Here is a 15,833-nt window from a genome sequence, read left to right as displayed (position 1 = left end):
GCGTCCCTCACCGGCAGACAGCCGAGGCCTTCGCCACCATCTCGTCGAACTCCTCCGAGGGGTCGGAGGCGAGCACCACGGCCCCGCCCGCCCCGATCTCGACCCTGCCGCCCCCGACGACGGCGGTGCGGATGACGATCGCGAGATCCGCCGCACCGGTGGCCGACAGGTACCCGAGCGTGCCGGAGTACACCCCGCGCGGGCCGTCCTCCAGGGAGTCCAGGAGCTCCATGGAACGCAGCTTCGGTGCGCCCGTCATCGACCCGCCGGGAAAGGTCGCCCGCAGCAGGTCGAGCGTCCCGAGCCCGGGAGACAGGCGTCCCGTGACGGTGGTGACGAGCTGGTGCACCGTGGCGTGCGACTCCACCTGCATGAGCGCGGGCACCCGCACCGTTCCGGCTGAGCACACGCGCGCCAGGTCGTTGCGCAGGAGGTCCACGATCATGAGGTTCTCCGCGCGTGTCTTCGGGTCGGCCGCCAGTCGTGCGGCCGCCCGTGCGTCCTGCGCCGGGTCCTCGTGGCGCGGGGGCGGTCCCCTTGATCGGCCGGGTCTCGACGGTGCCGTCGTGCCGCACCCGCAGGAAGCGCTCGGGGGAGGAGGAGAGCATTGACCACTCCCCGCTCCGGAGGAGCGCTGCGTAGGGCGCCGGGTTGGTGGAACGCTGCCGGAGGTACGCCGCCTGCACCGTGTCCACCGCGTCGTTCCCGGTCGGCACCACGCCCTCTCCACCGAGCGGGGCGGAGACCCGGGTGGTGAGGCACAGCTCGTAGGACTCACCGGCCTCCAGCAGGGCCCGGCAGGCCTCCACCCGGCGCTCGTAGTCCTTCCGCGCACACACCAGGTGGTCAAGCGGGTTCCGCACCAGCGGCTGCTCGGCCACGGCGGGACGCGGCAGCCGGGTCGCCGCCCGGCCCAGGGCTGCCACGGCCTCACCGACCCACCGCTCGGAGGTCTCCACCGAGGACGGGTCGTCGGGGCAGTGGGCCACCACCCACCCGCCTCCGGACTCGTGGTCGAGCACCACGTACCGGTCCGCCGAGTGCCACCGGGCCTCCGGGGAGTCGGCCGGCGCGACCGCGGGTGCGTCGGGGCGCGGGTCGAGCCAGCGTCGTGCCTCGTACCCGATCCAGCCCACGTAGCCGCCCTGCAGGTCGAAGGGCAACGTCGGATCGGGCGGTGTGGGCCGTCCGGCGAGGGCTTCCTCCAGTGCGACGAAGGGGTCCTCGTCCCGGTCCGGTGCGACCGTCTCGGACCACGGCCCTCCCGGCACACCGATGAAGGAGAAGCGCCCCTCACAGACGCCCGGGCGGGAGGTGTCCAGCCACCACGAGTCAGCGGTGCCCCCGGCCAGCGTGCGTGCCCAGCCGGCCACCTGGGGGCCGTCCGGGCAGTCGTCCGCGGGCAGGTGCCGGACGACCACCCGCCACGACGGGGCGTCCGGTGACGCGGCAGCGTGCTGACGTGCCGCGGCGACGAAGGCCCCCACCACCTGCTCCCCGACGGTGGTGGCCACCGACTCCGGGTGGAACTGCACGCCCCACCACGGGCGCTCGGTGTGGTGCATCGCCTGGACGACCCCGTCGCCCGAGCGGGCGTCCACCACCCACCCTTCCGGCAGCGGTTCGGCGACCGCGAGGGAGTGGTACCGCACCACCTGTGCGCCGTCGGACACGTCGGCCAGCAGGCCACCGCCCTGGTGGATCAGCTCGTCGACCAGGCCGTGCTGGGGCCGTGGCGCCGGAACCACCCGTCCGCCGGTGGCCACGGCCATCAGCTGGTGCCCGAGGCAGACCCCGAGGGTCGGCACCGTGGCGTGCTCGAGTGCCCACGCCGAGAGCCGCACGTCCTCCGCGTGGTCCGGGGTGCCGGGACCCGAGGAGATCACCAGGGCGTCCACCTCGTGCACCGCCGTCCGGATGCGGGCGTCGTCGTGGGCGAGGACCAGCGGCGCCGCCCCCGCCGCCTGCGTCAGGAGGTCGGCCAGGATGTGGGTGTACGAGTCGTGGTTGTCCACGAGCAGCACCCGCAGGGGTGCCGTGGCGGGGCCGCTGCTCACGGCATGCGGGCCAGGGCCTCGTACCACACCTCGGCGCGCTCGGGCTCCGACAGCCCGAGCTCCTGCCCGTCGTGCTGCCAGGCGCTGACGCCGCTGATGCCGTGCAGCGAGCTGAGCCACCACAGCTCGTGGCCGACGAGCTCCTCGGGGCGGCGTCGCGCGTGCCGGATCCCCACTCCGCGCTGCTCAGCCAGGGTGCACAGGCGCTGCTCGGTGACCGACGGCAGGCGCCCCTCCGGGGGGCGGCAGCACCAGGTGGTGGTCCTCCCACCAGACCAGGGTCCCGAAGCCGCCCTCCACCAGGTGCCCCGCGGCATCGCACAGGGCGGCCTCGTCGGCACCCTCGCGCTGGGCCCTCCGACGGAGGTCGCCCTGGAGCAGGAGGTCGGGGCCCTTGACCTCGGGGTGGGTGCGCGGATCGGCCTCGGGGAGGGTCCAGAGCCGGGTGAGCGGCCGTCGTGGTGGTGCCGGTCGCGTCAGGACGGTCACGCCGCTGGGACGGGCCTCCAGGCTGGGGAACCAGTCCCCGGTGGCCAGCTCTTCGGGCAGCAGGTCGGTTGCCTCGTGGATGCGCTCCTCCCAGTGGTGCAGGAGCGGCCACATGCGGCGTGCACCGTCGATCGTGCGCCGCAGGTGGGCGTCCCGCCCGGGCCAGTGCCCGTCGGTGTGCCGCCAGGAGCTCACCACTGCCGTCTCGTCCACCGACTCCACCTCCGGACCTTCCTGCGCCGGGCGCGGTCGGCGTCCCGTTCGCCACGACATCGGCACATTGTGCGCCATGGACACACCGGCTCGCGGGGAGGTCGCCCCGTCGGCCCGGGGCAGCCGGCGTGGCACCATGCCGCCATGTCCGAGGTGCTGGGTCTGCTGGGAGCCATCGAGGCCGAGGTCGTGTCGCTGCGTGCGGCGCTCACCGGGGCCCGGACCGAGGAGGTCCTCGGGGTGGAGGTCACGCGCGGGGAGCTCGACGGGTTTCCCGTCCTCGTCGCCCGCTGCGGTGTCGGCAAGGTGAACGGTGCGCTGGGTGCCGCCGCGCTGCACGTCGCCGGCGCCGACGGCATCGTGTTCACCGGTGTCGCCGGGGGCCTCGGCCGGGGAGTGGCGGTGGGGGACCTCGTCATCGCCGAGGACGTGGTGCAGCACGACGTCGACTGCACCCCCCTGGGCCGTGCCCCCGGCGAGCTGCTCGGGGAGCCGGCCGCCTGGGTGGCCGACCCGCGCCTGCGGGCGGCGTGTGAGGCCGCGGCCCGTGCGGTCGCCGGGACGGCTGCGGTGCACACCGGCCGCATCGCCTCGGGGGACCAGTTCATCTCCGCCGCGGACCAGCAGGCGCGCCTCCGTGAGACCTTCGGTGCGCTGGCCGCCGAGATGGAGGGGGCTGCCACCGCGCAGGCGTGTGCCCGCATGGGGGTTCCGTGGGCGGTGGTGCGCAGCATCAGCGACTCCGCCGACGAGGAGGCGGTCGTGGACTTCCCCGCCTTCCTGGACATGGCGGCCGTCCGTGGTGAGCAGATCGTCCGCGAGGTGGTCCGCGAGCTCCGCTGAGCCGCATCGGGCGGCCCCTGCGAAGCGCGAGGGCGGGACCGCGCGGGTAGCGTGGGGCCGTGAGCGAGCAGACCCCCACCCCGCGCACGAGCGGCGACGGTGAGCCCGAGACCCCCGACCCCCGGCCGACCCCGCTGGCGCTGGTGCACGGCCTCGGGACCAACCCGATCGACTGGCAGGACGTGGTCAGCCGCATCGGTGCCGGTCGGCCGATGGCGGCCCCGTGGGTGGACGGGCTCAAGCCCACGCAGAAGGGCGGCTTCGACCTCGACCAGTGCGCCTCGGCGGTGCTCTACAACTCCGACGTCATGACCTGGCGCGAGTTCGACGTCGTGGGTCAGGACGTCGGCGGCATGGTGGCGGCCACGCTCGCGGCCGACCACCCCGAGAAGGTGCGCCGCGTCGTGCTCTCCGGCGTGCTCCTGAAGATGCCGAGGATGGCCGTCCGCATGCAGAAGCTCGCCCTGCAGGCACAGACCCGCAACAGCCTGGTCGCCAAGGGCATCGACCGGCAGAAGACGATGGCGGTGCTGGACTCCCTGGGCGGGCTGGACCTCACGGACGCCCTGCGCCGCATCGAGCAGCCGACGCTGGTGCTGGTGGGCGAGAACGACCGCGCCGGCGGGGCGATGGCCAAGGAGATCGCTCGCCTGCTGCCCGACGCCCGCCTCGAGAAGGTGCCCGGCGCCGGCCGACGCGCCAACGTCGAGGCCCCCGAGGCCTTCGCCGAAGCCGTCACCGCCTTCACGGCGTGAGCACCCGCAATCTGCCCGAGCGCAGCAAGGACGGCAGCGTCCACGTCACCGACGAGCGCATCAACACGCTGTCCCACCTGGTCGGCACCTGCTTCGCCCTGCTCGGGACGGCCGTGCTCGTCACCCTGGCGGCCCAGGCCGGGGACCCCTGGCGCATCGTCGGCGCGAGCGTCTACTGCGCCAGCCTGCTGGTGCTGTTCGCATGCAGCACCCTCCACCACGGCCTGACCCTGGGGCCCCGCGGCGACGCGGTGCTGCGCACGCTGGACTACACCGCCGTCTTCGGCCTCATCGCCGGGACCGTCACCCCGCTGGTGCTGGTGGACGTGCGCACCCCGCTGGGCTGGGCCGTCCTGGGCACCGTGTGGGCCATCGCCGTCGCCGGCATCGTCGCCCGCTCGGTGTGGACGCAGCTGCCCAAGGCCGCCACGAACACGCTGTACATCGTGCTCGGCTGGATGCCGGTGGCCCTCGTGCTCGGTGGGGTCACCTTCGCCCCCGGCATGCTCGCGCTGCTGGCCGCCGGCGGGCTGGTCTACTCGGCCGGCTTCGTCGTCTTCATCGTCGAGCGCCCCAACCCGTGGCCCGGCGTGCTCGGCTTCCACGAGATCTGGCACGTGCTGGTCGTCATCGCCGCCGCCCTGCACTGGGCCATGCTGGCGCTGTACGTCATCCCGGCCTGAGGACGCGCGCCGGGCAGCGCGCGGCGGGGCCGGTCAGCCGCCGTAGCGCTCGGTCCAGGTGAGCACCTGGTCGATGTACTCCCCGGAGTTGTTGTAGCGCTTGATCGCCGCGCGCATCGTGTCCTTGTCGCTCAGGTCCCGCTCCTGGTTGCCGCACAGCAGACTGGCCGCGGCGAGCGACGCGTCGTAGATGTTCTGCGGGTCCGCCTTGCCGTCGCCGTTGCCGTCCTTGCCGTGGATCTCCCAGGTGGAGGGGATGAACTGCATCGGCCCCACGGCGCGGTCGTACTCGGCGTCCCCGTCCAACTCGCCGCCGTCGGTGTCCCCGTGGCCGGTCACGTTGCCGCCGGCCCCGCTGCCGTCGAGGCGGGCGCCGAAGATCTCCGGGTCGGCCAGCCCGTCGTCGTCCAGCTGGCCGCCCTCGGCGTGCTTGGACTCCACCCGCCCGATGCCGGCGATCACCTGCCACTCGAGCCCGTGGCAGGGGTGCTCGAAGTCCTCCGCGTTGCGCGCGGCCTGCTCGTAGGCGTCGCGCGCGGTGTCGGGGATGTCGTCGGCACGCTCGTTGGCAGGGTTCAGTACCGCCACGAGGTAGGCGAGCACGAGGGCGCCCACGGCGAGGAGGGCGATCCAGAGGCGCCGGTCGTTCGCGACGGAACGGCGCCGGGCTCGGCGGCGGGCCATGGTTCTCCTGGGGGTGAGGGGACGCGGCAGCCTACCCAGCCCGGCTGGGAGAGACGACCTTGCCGCCGGCCTCGCCCGCGCCGGGGCCCATCTCGACCACCCGGTGCGCGGTCTCGACGGCCACCGGGTCGTGCTCGGCCAGCACGACGGTGTGCCCGGCCCCGGCCAGCGCGTGCAGCTGGCGCACCAGGCGGTGCGTGTCCGCGGGGTGCAGGCCGGTCGTCGGCTCGTCGAACAGGTACAGGGTGGGCCGGCGGCGCTGCACGCGGAGCTCGGTGGCCAGCTTGATGCGCTGCGCCTCGCCGCCGGAGAGCTCGGTGGCCGGGTGGCCCAGCCGCAGGTAGCCCAGACCCAGATCGGCCAGGGCCTGCACGGTGCGGCGGACGGCGGGCTCGTCGGCGAACAGCTCGACCGCCTCTGCGACACCCAGGTCCAGCACCTCGGCGATGGTCAGACCCTGCCAGCGGACCTGGAGCGTCTCCTCGTCGTAGCGGGCGCCGTGGCAGTCCGGGCAGACCGAGTAGGTGCCGGGCATGAAGAGCAGCTCCACCGACACCGAGCCCTGGCCCTCGCAGGTGCGGCAGCGGCCCGGATTCGTGTTGAAGGAGAAGCGGCCGGCACCGAAGCCGAGCTCCCTGGCCTGCGGCGTGGCCGCGAACAGGCTGCGGATGCGGTCGAACGCCCCCGTGTACGTGGCCACCGTGGAGCGCGGCGAGCGGCCGATCGGCTTCTGCGTGATGCGCACCAGCCGGCCCGGCACCTCGCCGTCGCGGGCGGTGACGCTGGCCTCGGGGCGGGGGCCGCCGCCCTGCCCGGGGCCGGTGGGGGCTTCCGCGTCCTCGTCGGTGGTGCTCTCGCCCTCGGCCTCGGTGCTGACCTCCTCGGCGTGGGCGCGCACGGCGTCCGCGATGCCGTCGAGCAGCGAGGACTTGCCCGACCCCGAGACGCCGGTCACCACGGTGACGGCGCCCAGCGGCAGGGTCACCTCCGCATCGCGCACCGTGTGGCGGGTGATGCCGCGCACGGTCAGGCTGCCGCGCGGGGAGTCGGGCTCGGCGGCGGTGGCCTCCACCTCCTCCGGGTGGACCGGGCGCTCGAGGTACTGCCCGGTGACCGACGCGGGCACCTCCGCCAGACCGGCCACGGGGCCGCTGTAGAGGACCTCGCCACCGGCCGCACCGGCCTCGGGCCCCACGTCGACGACGTGGTCGCAGGCGGCCACGACGGCCATGTCGTGCTCGACCACCAGCACGGTGTTGCCGGCGTCGACGAGGCGGCGCAGCAGGCGCAGGAGGGCCTCGGTGTCACGGGGGTGCAGGCCGGCCGAGGGCTCGTCCAGCACGTAGACGACGCCGAACAGCCCGCTGTGCAGCAGGGTCCCCAGCCGGAGCCGCTGCATCTCGCCGGGGGAGACCGTGGTGCTGCGGCGCCCCAGGGAGAGGTGGCCCAGGCCGAGCTCGAGCAGCACCGCCAGCCGGGCGGTGAGGTCGGTGAGGAGGTTCCGCTCCGCGGCCTCCTGCGCCGTGGCGTCGTTGGGGCTGCTCTGGCCGGCGGCGCCGTCCCCGTCGGTGGTGCTCTGGCCGTCGGCGCCCTGGTCGCTGGTGCCCTCGCCGCCGGGCAGCTCTGCGAGGCGCTCGGTCGCCAGGGCATGCAGCCGCTCGACGGGCAGGTCCGTCAGCGCGGTGATGTTCAGCCCCCGCCAGGTCACCCGCTGCGCGTCGGGGCGCAGACCCGCGCCGCCGCAGGTGGGGCAGGGGTTCGACTCGACGAAGCGCAGGGCACGGGCCCGCTGGGTGGCGGACTTCGTCTCGGCGAGCGTCCGCATCAGGTAGCGGCGGGCGGAGGAGAACTGCCCCTGGTAGGGGCGCTGGACCCGGCCCGCCTCGCGCTGCGGCACGACCTCGACGGTGGGCTGCTCGTCGGTGAACAGGATCCAGTCGCGGTCGGCCTGCGGCAGCGTGCGCCAGGGCGCCTCGATGTCGTACCCGAGGGTGGCGGTGATGTCGCGGTAGTTCTTGCCCTGCCAGGCACCGGGCCAGGCGGCGATCGCCCCCTCGGCCACGGACAGATCGGGGTCCGGGACCATCGACGCCTCGGTGGGCTCGTGGACCACGCCCAGGCCGGAGCACTCGGGGCAGGCGCCAGCGGCGGTGTTGGTGCTGAACGCGTCGGAGTAGAGCGTGCCGACGTCCTCGGGGAAGTCCCCGCATCGGCTGAACAGCATCCGCACGATGCTGCTGGTCTGCGTCACCGTCGCTACCGTGGAGCGCGAGGAGGTGCCGCTGGTGGTGGCCTGCTGGCCCAGCGCGACGGCCGGTGGGAGCCCGGTGATGCTGCGGACCTGCGGGTCGAGCGCGCCGTGGATGAGGCGGCGGGCGAACGGGGCGACCGTCTCCATGTACCGGCGCTGCGCCTCGGCGTGGATGGTGCCGAAGGCCAGCGAGGACTTGCCCGAGCCGGAGACGCCGGTGACCGCCACCAGCTGGTTGCGGGGGATGGTGACCGAGACATCGCGCAGGTTGTGCAGGCGGGCACCGGTGACGGTGATGTGGGTGGCCGGGTCGGCAGGGCCGGGGGTGGCGGTGGTGTCGGGTGCGGGCGTGGTGGCGAGTCCGGGCGCGATGGGCACGTCGGGCGTCGGGTCGGCGGGGCCGGTGCTCATCGGGCCAGTGTTTCAGGCGTGGCCGGGTGCTGGGGGCGGCTGGCAGGTGATTGTGATCCGCGGGGGGCGGGGAGGGGCGAGTGCGCCCAAAAACCACGCTTACCACTCCCAGAATTGTGATCCGCGGGGGCGGGGAGGCGAGGCCAAGCCGGGCTCCAGGGTGCCCTCGCCCGGGGTGGCCCGCAGGTGAGGGCTGGGACCACGGGCGCGTCTGGTGCCTGGCAGGCTCGGGGCGATGGATGCACAGACGTGGGCACAGGTGGAGCAGTCGCTCGTGACGGCCATGGGCCGGTGTCGGACCGGAGGCTTCGTGGTGCTCGAGCCGCCGCAGGGCGGGGAAGTTGGCGAGGGCGGGGAAACCGGTGGGGTGCGCGGTCCCGGCCGTCCCGCCGCCTTCGCCCAGGTGCTTCGGGTGGAGACGGGGTGGGTGGCCGAGGTGCACCCGGCCGACCCCGTGCAGCGCGATGACGCCGTGGACCGGTACCTGGGCGAACGGGGATGGTCACCGCCCGAGCGGCGCGGTCTGCTGCGTCGTCGCTCGAGCTACCCGGCGGACTGGCTCCTGCGCTTCACCGAGGTGGGCCAGGAGGCCCTTGTCGCACGGGCGATGGCGGAGGCCCTTCGGGCGCTGGGTGTCACGCCCGGCACCGGTTGGAACCTGCAGGTGGAGCCAGACGGCTGACGGTCCTGGTGGCGTGAGACCGGGGGGGGGGGGGGGGGGGAGTCCAGGTGGCCCCCGGGGGTGGTCGCGTTGGACGGGGTGTGGTCCGGTTGGCCCGGGGTGATCCTGAAGCACGCGGCCCTCACCCGGGCCAACTGGACCAACCCCCGGCCATGTGGCCCGGACCCACCCCAGGTCACGTGGTCGGCCCCCGGCCATGTGGCCCGGACCCACCGCTCCCCAACGGACTGCGCTGCGTGTGCAGGGCACTGAGCCCGCGCCCCAGGTCCCTGCACATCTAGGACCCAGTGCTCGCGTTGCCACGCCCCCCCCCCCACGCCCCCCCACGCCCTGCGCGGCAGCATGCGGGTGGTCGCACCGGTGGCCACGCACGCCCCGCCCCCCGCACCTGCGCGCTGCGCCCGCTCGCGGAAGTTGCTGTGGCGCCACATGGCCCCCGCCCCCGCACCCGCGTGTTGGGCCGCCGAGCCCCCCCCGCACCCGCGCGCTGCGCACCCGCGTGTTGGGCCACCGAGCCCGAGCCCCCGCGCTCGTTTCCTCAGCCGTCGCGGTCGAGTCGCCGGTACTGCTGCCAGGCAGTGGCCATCAGGGCGAGCCCACTGACCACGCACCCGCCGGCCAGCAGGAGCCACCACCCCTCGAAGGTGAAGAGGTTCAGCACTCCGGACAGCGTCACGATCACACCGCACACCAGCTGGACGAGGATCATCGTGCGGGTCGGGGTCTCGTTCTGCTGCATCGCCTCACCGTAACGAGGGCCGCTGTCGGGGACGTGTCGGGTGGGGTTGACGACGTGGGGCGCTGCGCTGGCTGCGAGGCAGTCGCTGGGCGGTGGGGTTGAAGCGGGAGACGGCCACCGGGCGATTGAGCGAGCAGTCCCGTGCCGCCGGCTGCTGCGCCCGCGGAGGTCGTCAGCCTGCCGCCGACGGGAGCGCACAGGCCGCCGTGCCACCGGGCAGCTGGTGGCGGTGGTCGGCCACCCAGGCGTAGACGCGCCGGGCGACCGGCAGCACCGGGGCGGAGCCCAGCAGCGCGCCGGCCGCCACGAGCACCCGGCCGCCCACCGAGGAGGTGCTGGCGGTGCGCAGGGCGGCAGCGATGGCGGCCGCACCGAACCGGAGCGTCCCGTCATCGGCCACGAAGGGGATCCCCCGCTGGGCCCGGTCCGGGTCGATGCCGTGGGCAGCCAGCCGAGCGGGCGACATCGGCGCGACCTCGCACGTGACGGGCCAGTGCGCCAGGAGCTCGGCCGCCCGGGTGCAGAAGCCGCAGTCGGGGTCGTACAGCAGCGCGCTCATGGGGCCATCGTCCCGGAGGTTCGCCCCCACTCGGCGCACCCCACCCGGCACGCCCGATGCGTCCGGCACACCCGCGCCGCCGGCTGGGCACAGCCGCCCCACCCGCCACGACGACCGCACCGGGCCCCGCCGCCTGGGCCCGGACCGCCGCTGCGACCCGGCGCCTCAGTGGCCCCCGCCGAGGTGCCCGGACAGCTGTCCGTGCCGCGCTGCCGAGGCCTCGTTGAGCCCGACGATGCTCACCTGCTTGCCCTTGGCGGCGTACTTGGTCTCGATGCTGTCGAGCGCCGCCACCGTCGAGGCGTCCCACACGTGGCTGTCGGACAGGTCGATGACCACGTTCCGCGGGTCGCCGGTGTAGTCGAACTGGTAGACGAGGTCGTTGCTCGAGGCGAAGAACAGCTCACCGGTCACCCGGTAGGTGGCGGTGTCGATGACGCCGTCGTCGTTCGTGTCCGCGCTCTCCACGCGCTCCACGGTCGTGAAGTGCGCGACCCGGCGGGCGAACACGATGAACGCCGTCACCACGCCGAGGATCACGCCGTAGGCGAGGTTGTGCGTGACCACGGTGACCACCACGGTCACGAGCATGACCACCAGCTCGCTCCACGGCATCCGACGCAGCGTGCTCGGGGCGATGGAGTGCCAGTCGAAGGTCGCGTAGGACACGAAGATCATCACCGCCACCAGGGCCGCCATCGGGATGCGGCCCACCACGTCACCGAGCGCCACCACGAGCAGCAGCAGGAACAGGCCGGCCAGGAAGGTCGAGATGCGCGTGCGGGCCCCGGACGCCTTCACGTTGATCATCGTCTGGCCGATCATCGCGCAACCGCCCATGCCGCCGAAGAACCCGGTCACCACGTTGGCGACGCCCTGGCCCCAGGACTCGCGGGTCTTGTTCGAGTGGGTGTCGGTGACGTCGTCCACCAGCTTGGCGGTCATCAGCGACTCGAGCAGGCCCACCAGTGCCATCGTCAGGGCGAACGGGCCGATGATCCGCAGCGTCTCCAGGGTCAGCGGCACGTCGGGCAGGAACAGGCTCGGCAGGGAGTCGGGCAGTTCGCCCATGTCGCCGACCGTCGGCACGGTCCACCCGAAGGCCATGGCGGCGGCCGTGATGAGCACGATCGCCACCAGCGGTGCCGGAACGGCCGTGGTCAGCCGCGGCAGCAGCAGGATGATCGCCAGCCCGACGGCCACCAGCGGGTAGACCAGCACCGGCACGTCGACCAGCTGCGGCAGCTGGGCCATGAAGATGAGGATGGCCAGCGCGTTCACGAAGCCGACCATCACCATCCGCGGGATGAAGCGCATCAGCTTGGCCACGCCGATCAGCCCGAGGGCCACCTGCAGCACGCCGGCCAGGATCACCGTGGCGATGAAGTGGTCCATGCCGTGCTCACGGGCCACGGGCGCGATCACCAGGGCGATGGCGCCGGTGGCCGCCGAGATCATCGCCGGGCGGCCGCCGACGAGCGCGATGGTGCAGGCCATCGTGAACGAGGCGAACAGGCCCAGGCGCGGGTCCACCCCGGCGATGATGGAGAAGCTGATCGCCTCGGGGATGAGCGCGAGCGCGACGACCAGGCCGGCGAGCACCTCGGTGCGCAGGCGGCGGGGGTTCCGCAGCGCTGCGAGCGTGGAGGTCTCGCGGGCGCCGGCCTCGGGGACGAGGGGGAACTCGTCGCCGTCGTCGACCAGGTCGGGGGCGTGTGCGGGCGCGGATGGGGTGGTGGACACGTGGCTCCTCGGGCGGTCCGGGTGTGCAGGCGTGCGTGACCTGCGGGAGGAAGGTGTGGGGGGCGGGGCGGTGCCCGCGACGTTGGGCATCGCGGATGCGGCCGCCCGAACCCTACCGCAACGTCAGGGTTCCTCTCTGCGGGCGGGGCGGACCGGTAGCCTGCGGCGAACGCCCAGCCCAGGAGGCCACGTGCCCGAGAACGACGTGCCCGACAGCACCGGGCAGCACGCGCACATCGGCGAGGTCGCCGAGCGCACGGGGCTGTCCCACCGCACCATCCGGTACTACGAGGAGATCGGGCTGGTGACGCCGACCGCCCGCACCGAGGGTGGGTTCCGGCTGTACTCCGAGGAGGACGTGGCCCGACTGCAGCTGGTCACGCCGATGAAGCCGCTCGGGTTCTCCCTGGACGAGATGCGCGAGCTGCTCGACGCGCTCGACGTCCTGGGCGGCGTCGGCGACGGGCACGGACCGGGTGCACGAGGGGCCGGTGCGCGTGAGTTGGATGCCTCCGGGGCCGGTGGCGCGACGGGGGACGCGGAGCGGCTGGCCCGGGAGACCGTGAGCACCGTGCACGCCACGGCCGTCGAGCGGGTGGCCGAGCTGCGGCGTCGGCTCGAGCGGGCCGAAGCGTTCGTCCAGTGGCTGGCCCCGGAGTCCGAGGGCTGACCAGGTCGCGGTGTGTGGGCCACGGCTGCTGTTCCGTTGCGGGTCCCACCTCTCTCGGGGATCCTGCTGGACCCGTGCCCCGCTGCCGGAACCGTGGTGTCCAGGGTGTGCCCCGGGGCGGAGGTGCGGTGGGGTCGGTGCGGTTGGTCGGGGTCGGGTCCACTTGTCCCGGGTCAGCTCTGTGTGCTTCAGGACCAACCCCGGGACGACCGGACCAACCCCCGGGTGAGGTGATGCCCCCCCCCGCTGCGCCGCCGCCCCCCGCTGCGCCGCCGCCGCGCCCAGCCCCTGGTCGGCTAGACGCTGCCGGGTCGCGTCGGTGCTCGCCACTCCCCGCTGCCGCGCCCCGCGCATACCCTTGCGCCGTGGCCGCCCCCTCCGCCCCCGCTGCCCGCCCCGCCGGGCCGGTGGCGCGTGCCGCGGACTGGTTCCTGCCGCCCCGGATGGGGCGCAGCTTCCGCTGGCTGATCGGCGGTGCGTACGCGGCCAACCTTGCGGACGGCATCATCCTGGCTGCGTCTCCGCTGCTGGTGGCCACGCGTACCGACTCGGCCCTGCTCATCTCGGCCGCCCCGATGCTCAACCGCCTGCCGTGGCTGCTGTTCGGCCTGGGCGCCGGTGCGATCGCCGACCGCGTCGACCGCAAGCACATGACCATGACCGGCGACCTCGCCCGCGTGGTGGTCCTCACGCTCCTGGTGCTCGCGCTGCTCACCGGCAACGCACCCATCGGTGTCGTGCTGACGGTCTCGCTCCTGCTGGGCGTCTGCGAGGTGGTCACCGACAGCGCCGCGACCACGCTCCTGCCCTCGATCGTGGAACGGCGCGACCTCACGACGGCCAATGCCCGCATGATGTCGGCGAACCTGGTGGCCAACCAGATGCTCGGTCCCGCCGTGGGCGCGGGGCTGTTCGCGCTGGGGGCCGTGTGGTCGTTCAGCTCCGCCGCCCTGATGCTGGCGCTCGCCGCGGCGTCCGTCTCCCGGATGGTGGTGCCCCGTCGTGTGCCCGACCCGTCCGCGGAGGGGCCTGCCGAGGCCGCCGCGTCCGGACTGCGTGGCCTGCACACCGATGTCGTCGAGGGCCTGCGCTGGCTGCGGAACGCGCCCGCTGTGCGCACCCTGGTGCTCACCATCCTGACCTTCAACGTCACCTGGGCCATGGGCTGGGGCGTGCTCGTGCTGTACGCCCACGAGCGCCTCGGCCTGGGGGCGGTCGGGTTCGGCGTGCTCAACTCGATGACGGCCGTCGGCGGCATCGTGGCGACCTTCGCCTACGACCGCGTCATCGCGCGCTGGTCGCTGGCCACCGTGATGAGGGTCTGCCTCTCCCTGGAGGTGCTGTGGCACCTGACGCTGGCACTCACCACCTCGGCGCTGGTCGCCTACCTGACCATGCTGATGTTCGGGCTCTACGGCTTCTTCTGGGCGGCCACCTCGGCAGCCGTCCGTCAGCGGGCGACGCCTGACCACATGATGGGACGCATGAGCTCCATCAACCTCGTGGGACTCACCGGGGGCATGGTCATCGGCATGCCCATCGGCGGTGTGCTCGCCGACGCGTTCGGCATCACCGCGCCGTTCTGGGTCGGCTTCGTCGGCTCGGGGCTGACGCTGCTGCTCATCTGGCGCTCGTTGGGGCACATCGCGCACATCGAGGACCCCGAGCCGGCCCGTCACTAGCGGGGCCGGGAACTGTTCCGCGGGAGGGGTGAGCTAACGCCTGATAGGTCGACCAACACGCAGGCAGGTGCCTGGGTTCCGGTCGACCTATCGCCCGATAGATCACCCCTCCCGGGCAAGGCTGTTGCCCAACCCCGGCGTCGAGCCCTGCCCTGGGACGGAGCCGCCCCGGGGCGGGGCGGCTCCCGCCGCCCAGCGCACGTACTTCGGCAGCGGGCGCGGCTCGCCCGGCTGGTAGCCCTCGGTCAGGTCGATGCCGTAGTCAGAGGCCAGGCGCAGCTCGCTGGTGTACAGCGCGTCGCTGCCCTCGGTCAGGTGGAACACCCGCGCACCGCGCAGGCGGTGGTCCTGCGCCCCGCCCAGCCCGTAGGCGCCGAAGCCCGTGCCGGGGCCGTAGCCCAGGCGGATGCCGAAGTAGTCGCCCTCGTAGGTGTTGATGTGGTCGTGGCCCACGTACAGGCCGCGCACGTCGCCGCGGTGCAGCATCGCGTTGAACATGCCGGAGTTGAACGGCCCGGGGCACTCGTCCTCGTTGCGCTCGCCGGTGATGCGGTGCTTTTCCACCGCGCGTGCGTGGTCGGCCTCGGTGCGCGAGTCCACGCTGTCCCACCACATGAAGCGGTGCTCCCACAGGGCGATGTGCTGGAACACCAGCCCGGGCACCGGCCCGCCGTTCATGCGCTCGAGCTGGCGGGAGGTGTGGGCGTACCACTCCACCTGGTCGAAGCGCAGCCAGTCCCAGTCGGGGTAGCCCTCGAAGTCCTGGCCGACGATCTCGTCCGGGGCGTAGCGACCGGAGTCCAACAGCCAGACGGCCGCCTTCGCACGGCCGCCGCGGGAGCCGCGGATCGGCAGCACCATGTTGCCGGTGCCCGTGATGCCCCGCGCGCCGTCGCCGTTGACGTTGTGGCGGTAGCGCTGCACGAACTCCAGGATGCGGCGCTCGGTCATGCCGGTGTTCTCCGCCGAGTCCTCGTCGTGGTTGCCCATCGTGATCGCCCACGGGATGCCGCGCTCCTCCATCGGCAGAACGACGTTGTTGATGGCCTGGCGCACCTGGGTGGTGGTGCTCATGTCACCGTTGACGACGTCGCCGTTGATGAGGGCGAGGTCGGGCTTCACGTCCTCGAGCACGGCCTCCTGCAGCTGCGTGGTGCGGCGGTCGGTCGTGTGCGTGTCCTGGGTGTCGTTGAACTGCACGACGGTGAACGAGCCGTCCTTGCCGAAGCGCAGGCGCGCCCGCTCGATGCCGCCGCGCACCGGGGAGGCCGCGGCGGGCGAGGTGGCGCTGGCGGCCGTGGCCGCAGCACCGGCGGCTCCGAGACCAGCACCGCGCAGCACGGAGCGGCGGTCGATGGGGGAGGTCATGAGG

The 15,833-nt window shown here is 73.6% G+C and carries 14 protein-coding genes and 2 pseudogenes; 6 read left to right on the top strand and 10 right to left on the bottom strand.

Annotation, left to right across the window (positions count from 1 at the left end; genetic code table 11):
- Positions 1–7: 7 nt before the first annotated feature.
- The 4 genes and pseudogenes from ACY8FT_RS07665 to ACY8FT_RS07650 form a co-directional block, all read right to left on the bottom strand.
- Positions 8–514, bottom strand: a pseudogene (locus ACY8FT_RS07665) (chorismate-binding protein); the annotation flags it as partial.
- A gap of 25 nt (positions 515–539) precedes the next feature.
- Positions 540–2,015: pseudogene (locus tag ACY8FT_RS07660) on the bottom strand (glutamine amidotransferase-related protein); the annotation flags it as partial.
- A gap of 38 nt (positions 2,016–2,053) precedes the next feature.
- A complete protein-coding gene (locus ACY8FT_RS07655) occupies positions 2,054–2,233 on the bottom strand; it encodes a hypothetical protein (RefSeq protein ID WP_462418294.1) in 180 nt (59 codons plus the stop codon).
- 10 nt (positions 2,234–2,243) lie between these two features.
- Positions 2,244–2,819: an aminotransferase class IV gene (locus ACY8FT_RS07650; protein ID WP_462418293.1), complete on the bottom strand. Its 576-nt coding sequence runs from the start codon at positions 2,817–2,819 to the stop codon at positions 2,244–2,246.
- An 84-nt stretch (positions 2,820–2,903) separates the two neighbouring features.
- On the opposite strand from ACY8FT_RS07650, the gene ACY8FT_RS07645 reads away from it, so the two are divergent.
- Genes ACY8FT_RS07645 through trhA form a run of 3 tightly spaced genes read left to right on the top strand, consistent with a single transcriptional unit; the run spans position 2,904 to position 5,040 of the window.
- Positions 2,904–3,602: a 5'-methylthioadenosine/adenosylhomocysteine nucleosidase gene (locus tag ACY8FT_RS07645; protein WP_462418292.1), complete on the top strand. Its 699-nt coding sequence runs from the start codon at positions 2,904–2,906 to the stop codon at positions 3,600–3,602.
- A 59-nt stretch (positions 3,603–3,661) separates the two neighbouring features.
- Positions 3,662–4,357, top strand: a complete 696-nt coding sequence (locus tag ACY8FT_RS07640) for an alpha/beta fold hydrolase (protein WP_462418291.1) — start codon at positions 3,662–3,664, stop codon at positions 4,355–4,357.
- A complete protein-coding gene (trhA, locus tag ACY8FT_RS07635; RefSeq protein ID WP_462418290.1) occupies positions 4,354–5,040 on the top strand; it encodes a PAQR family membrane homeostasis protein TrhA in 687 nt (228 codons plus the stop codon). The genes ACY8FT_RS07640 and trhA overlap by 4 nt, the downstream gene beginning before the upstream one ends.
- A 33-nt stretch (positions 5,041–5,073) precedes the next feature.
- Here trhA and ACY8FT_RS07630 read toward each other — a convergent pair whose 3' ends face one another.
- Together ACY8FT_RS07630 and ACY8FT_RS07625 are read right to left on the bottom strand one after the other, a co-directional pair.
- Positions 5,074–5,724 (bottom strand): lytic transglycosylase domain-containing protein, encoded by a 651-nt coding sequence (locus tag ACY8FT_RS07630; protein WP_462418289.1) that lies wholly within the window; start codon positions 5,722–5,724, stop codon positions 5,074–5,076.
- A gap of 31 nt (positions 5,725–5,755) precedes the next feature.
- Complete coding sequence (locus ACY8FT_RS07625) at positions 5,756–8,386, bottom strand: excinuclease ABC subunit UvrA (protein WP_462418288.1); 2,631 nt, start codon at positions 8,384–8,386, stop codon at positions 5,756–5,758.
- A gap of 235 nt (positions 8,387–8,621) precedes the next feature.
- On the opposite strand from ACY8FT_RS07625, the gene ACY8FT_RS07620 reads away from it, so the two are divergent.
- Positions 8,622–9,068 carry a TY-Chap domain-containing protein gene (locus tag ACY8FT_RS07620; protein WP_462418287.1) on the top strand — a complete coding sequence of 149 codons (447 nt, stop codon included), beginning with the start codon at positions 8,622–8,624 and terminating at the stop codon, positions 9,066–9,068.
- A gap of 538 nt (positions 9,069–9,606) precedes the next feature.
- On the opposite strand, the gene ACY8FT_RS07615 is transcribed toward ACY8FT_RS07620, so the two are convergent.
- The 3 genes from ACY8FT_RS07615 to ACY8FT_RS07605 form a co-directional block, all read right to left on the bottom strand.
- Positions 9,607–9,807, bottom strand: a complete 201-nt coding sequence (locus ACY8FT_RS07615; protein WP_462418286.1) for a hypothetical protein — start codon at positions 9,805–9,807, stop codon at positions 9,607–9,609.
- A gap of 172 nt (positions 9,808–9,979) precedes the next feature.
- Positions 9,980–10,366 carry a thiol-disulfide oxidoreductase DCC family protein gene (locus tag ACY8FT_RS07610; RefSeq protein ID WP_462418285.1) on the bottom strand — a complete coding sequence of 129 codons (387 nt, stop codon included), beginning with the start codon at positions 10,364–10,366 and terminating at the stop codon, positions 9,980–9,982.
- Positions 10,367–10,531: 165 nt separating this feature from the next.
- Positions 10,532–12,109, bottom strand: coding sequence for a SulP family inorganic anion transporter (locus tag ACY8FT_RS07605; protein ID WP_462418284.1), 1,578 nt, complete (start codon positions 12,107–12,109; stop codon positions 10,532–10,534).
- A gap of 190 nt (positions 12,110–12,299) precedes the next feature.
- Between ACY8FT_RS07605 and ACY8FT_RS07600 the strand changes: the two genes are divergently transcribed.
- Both ACY8FT_RS07600 and ACY8FT_RS07595 read left to right on the top strand, forming a co-directional pair.
- Positions 12,300–12,779 carry a MerR family transcriptional regulator gene (locus ACY8FT_RS07600; protein WP_462418283.1) on the top strand — a complete coding sequence of 160 codons (480 nt, stop codon included), beginning with the start codon at positions 12,300–12,302 and terminating at the stop codon, positions 12,777–12,779.
- 365 nt (positions 12,780–13,144) lie between these two features.
- The gene (locus tag ACY8FT_RS07595) at positions 13,145–14,461 is read left to right on the top strand and encodes an MFS transporter (protein ID WP_462418282.1); all 1,317 of its coding nucleotides are present in this window, start codon (positions 13,145–13,147) and stop codon (positions 14,459–14,461) included.
- Between the two features lie 102 nt (positions 14,462–14,563).
- Here the strand turns inward: ACY8FT_RS07595 and ACY8FT_RS07590 are convergent, their stop codons facing one another.
- Complete coding sequence (locus ACY8FT_RS07590) at positions 14,564–15,829, bottom strand: metallophosphoesterase family protein (protein WP_462418281.1); 1,266 nt, start codon at positions 15,827–15,829, stop codon at positions 14,564–14,566.
- Between the last annotated feature and the right edge of the window lie 4 nt (positions 15,830–15,833).

This window comes from Kytococcus sp. Marseille-QA3725 (assembly GCF_054950055.1).
This window is presented reverse-complemented; position numbering and strand designations above follow the sequence as displayed.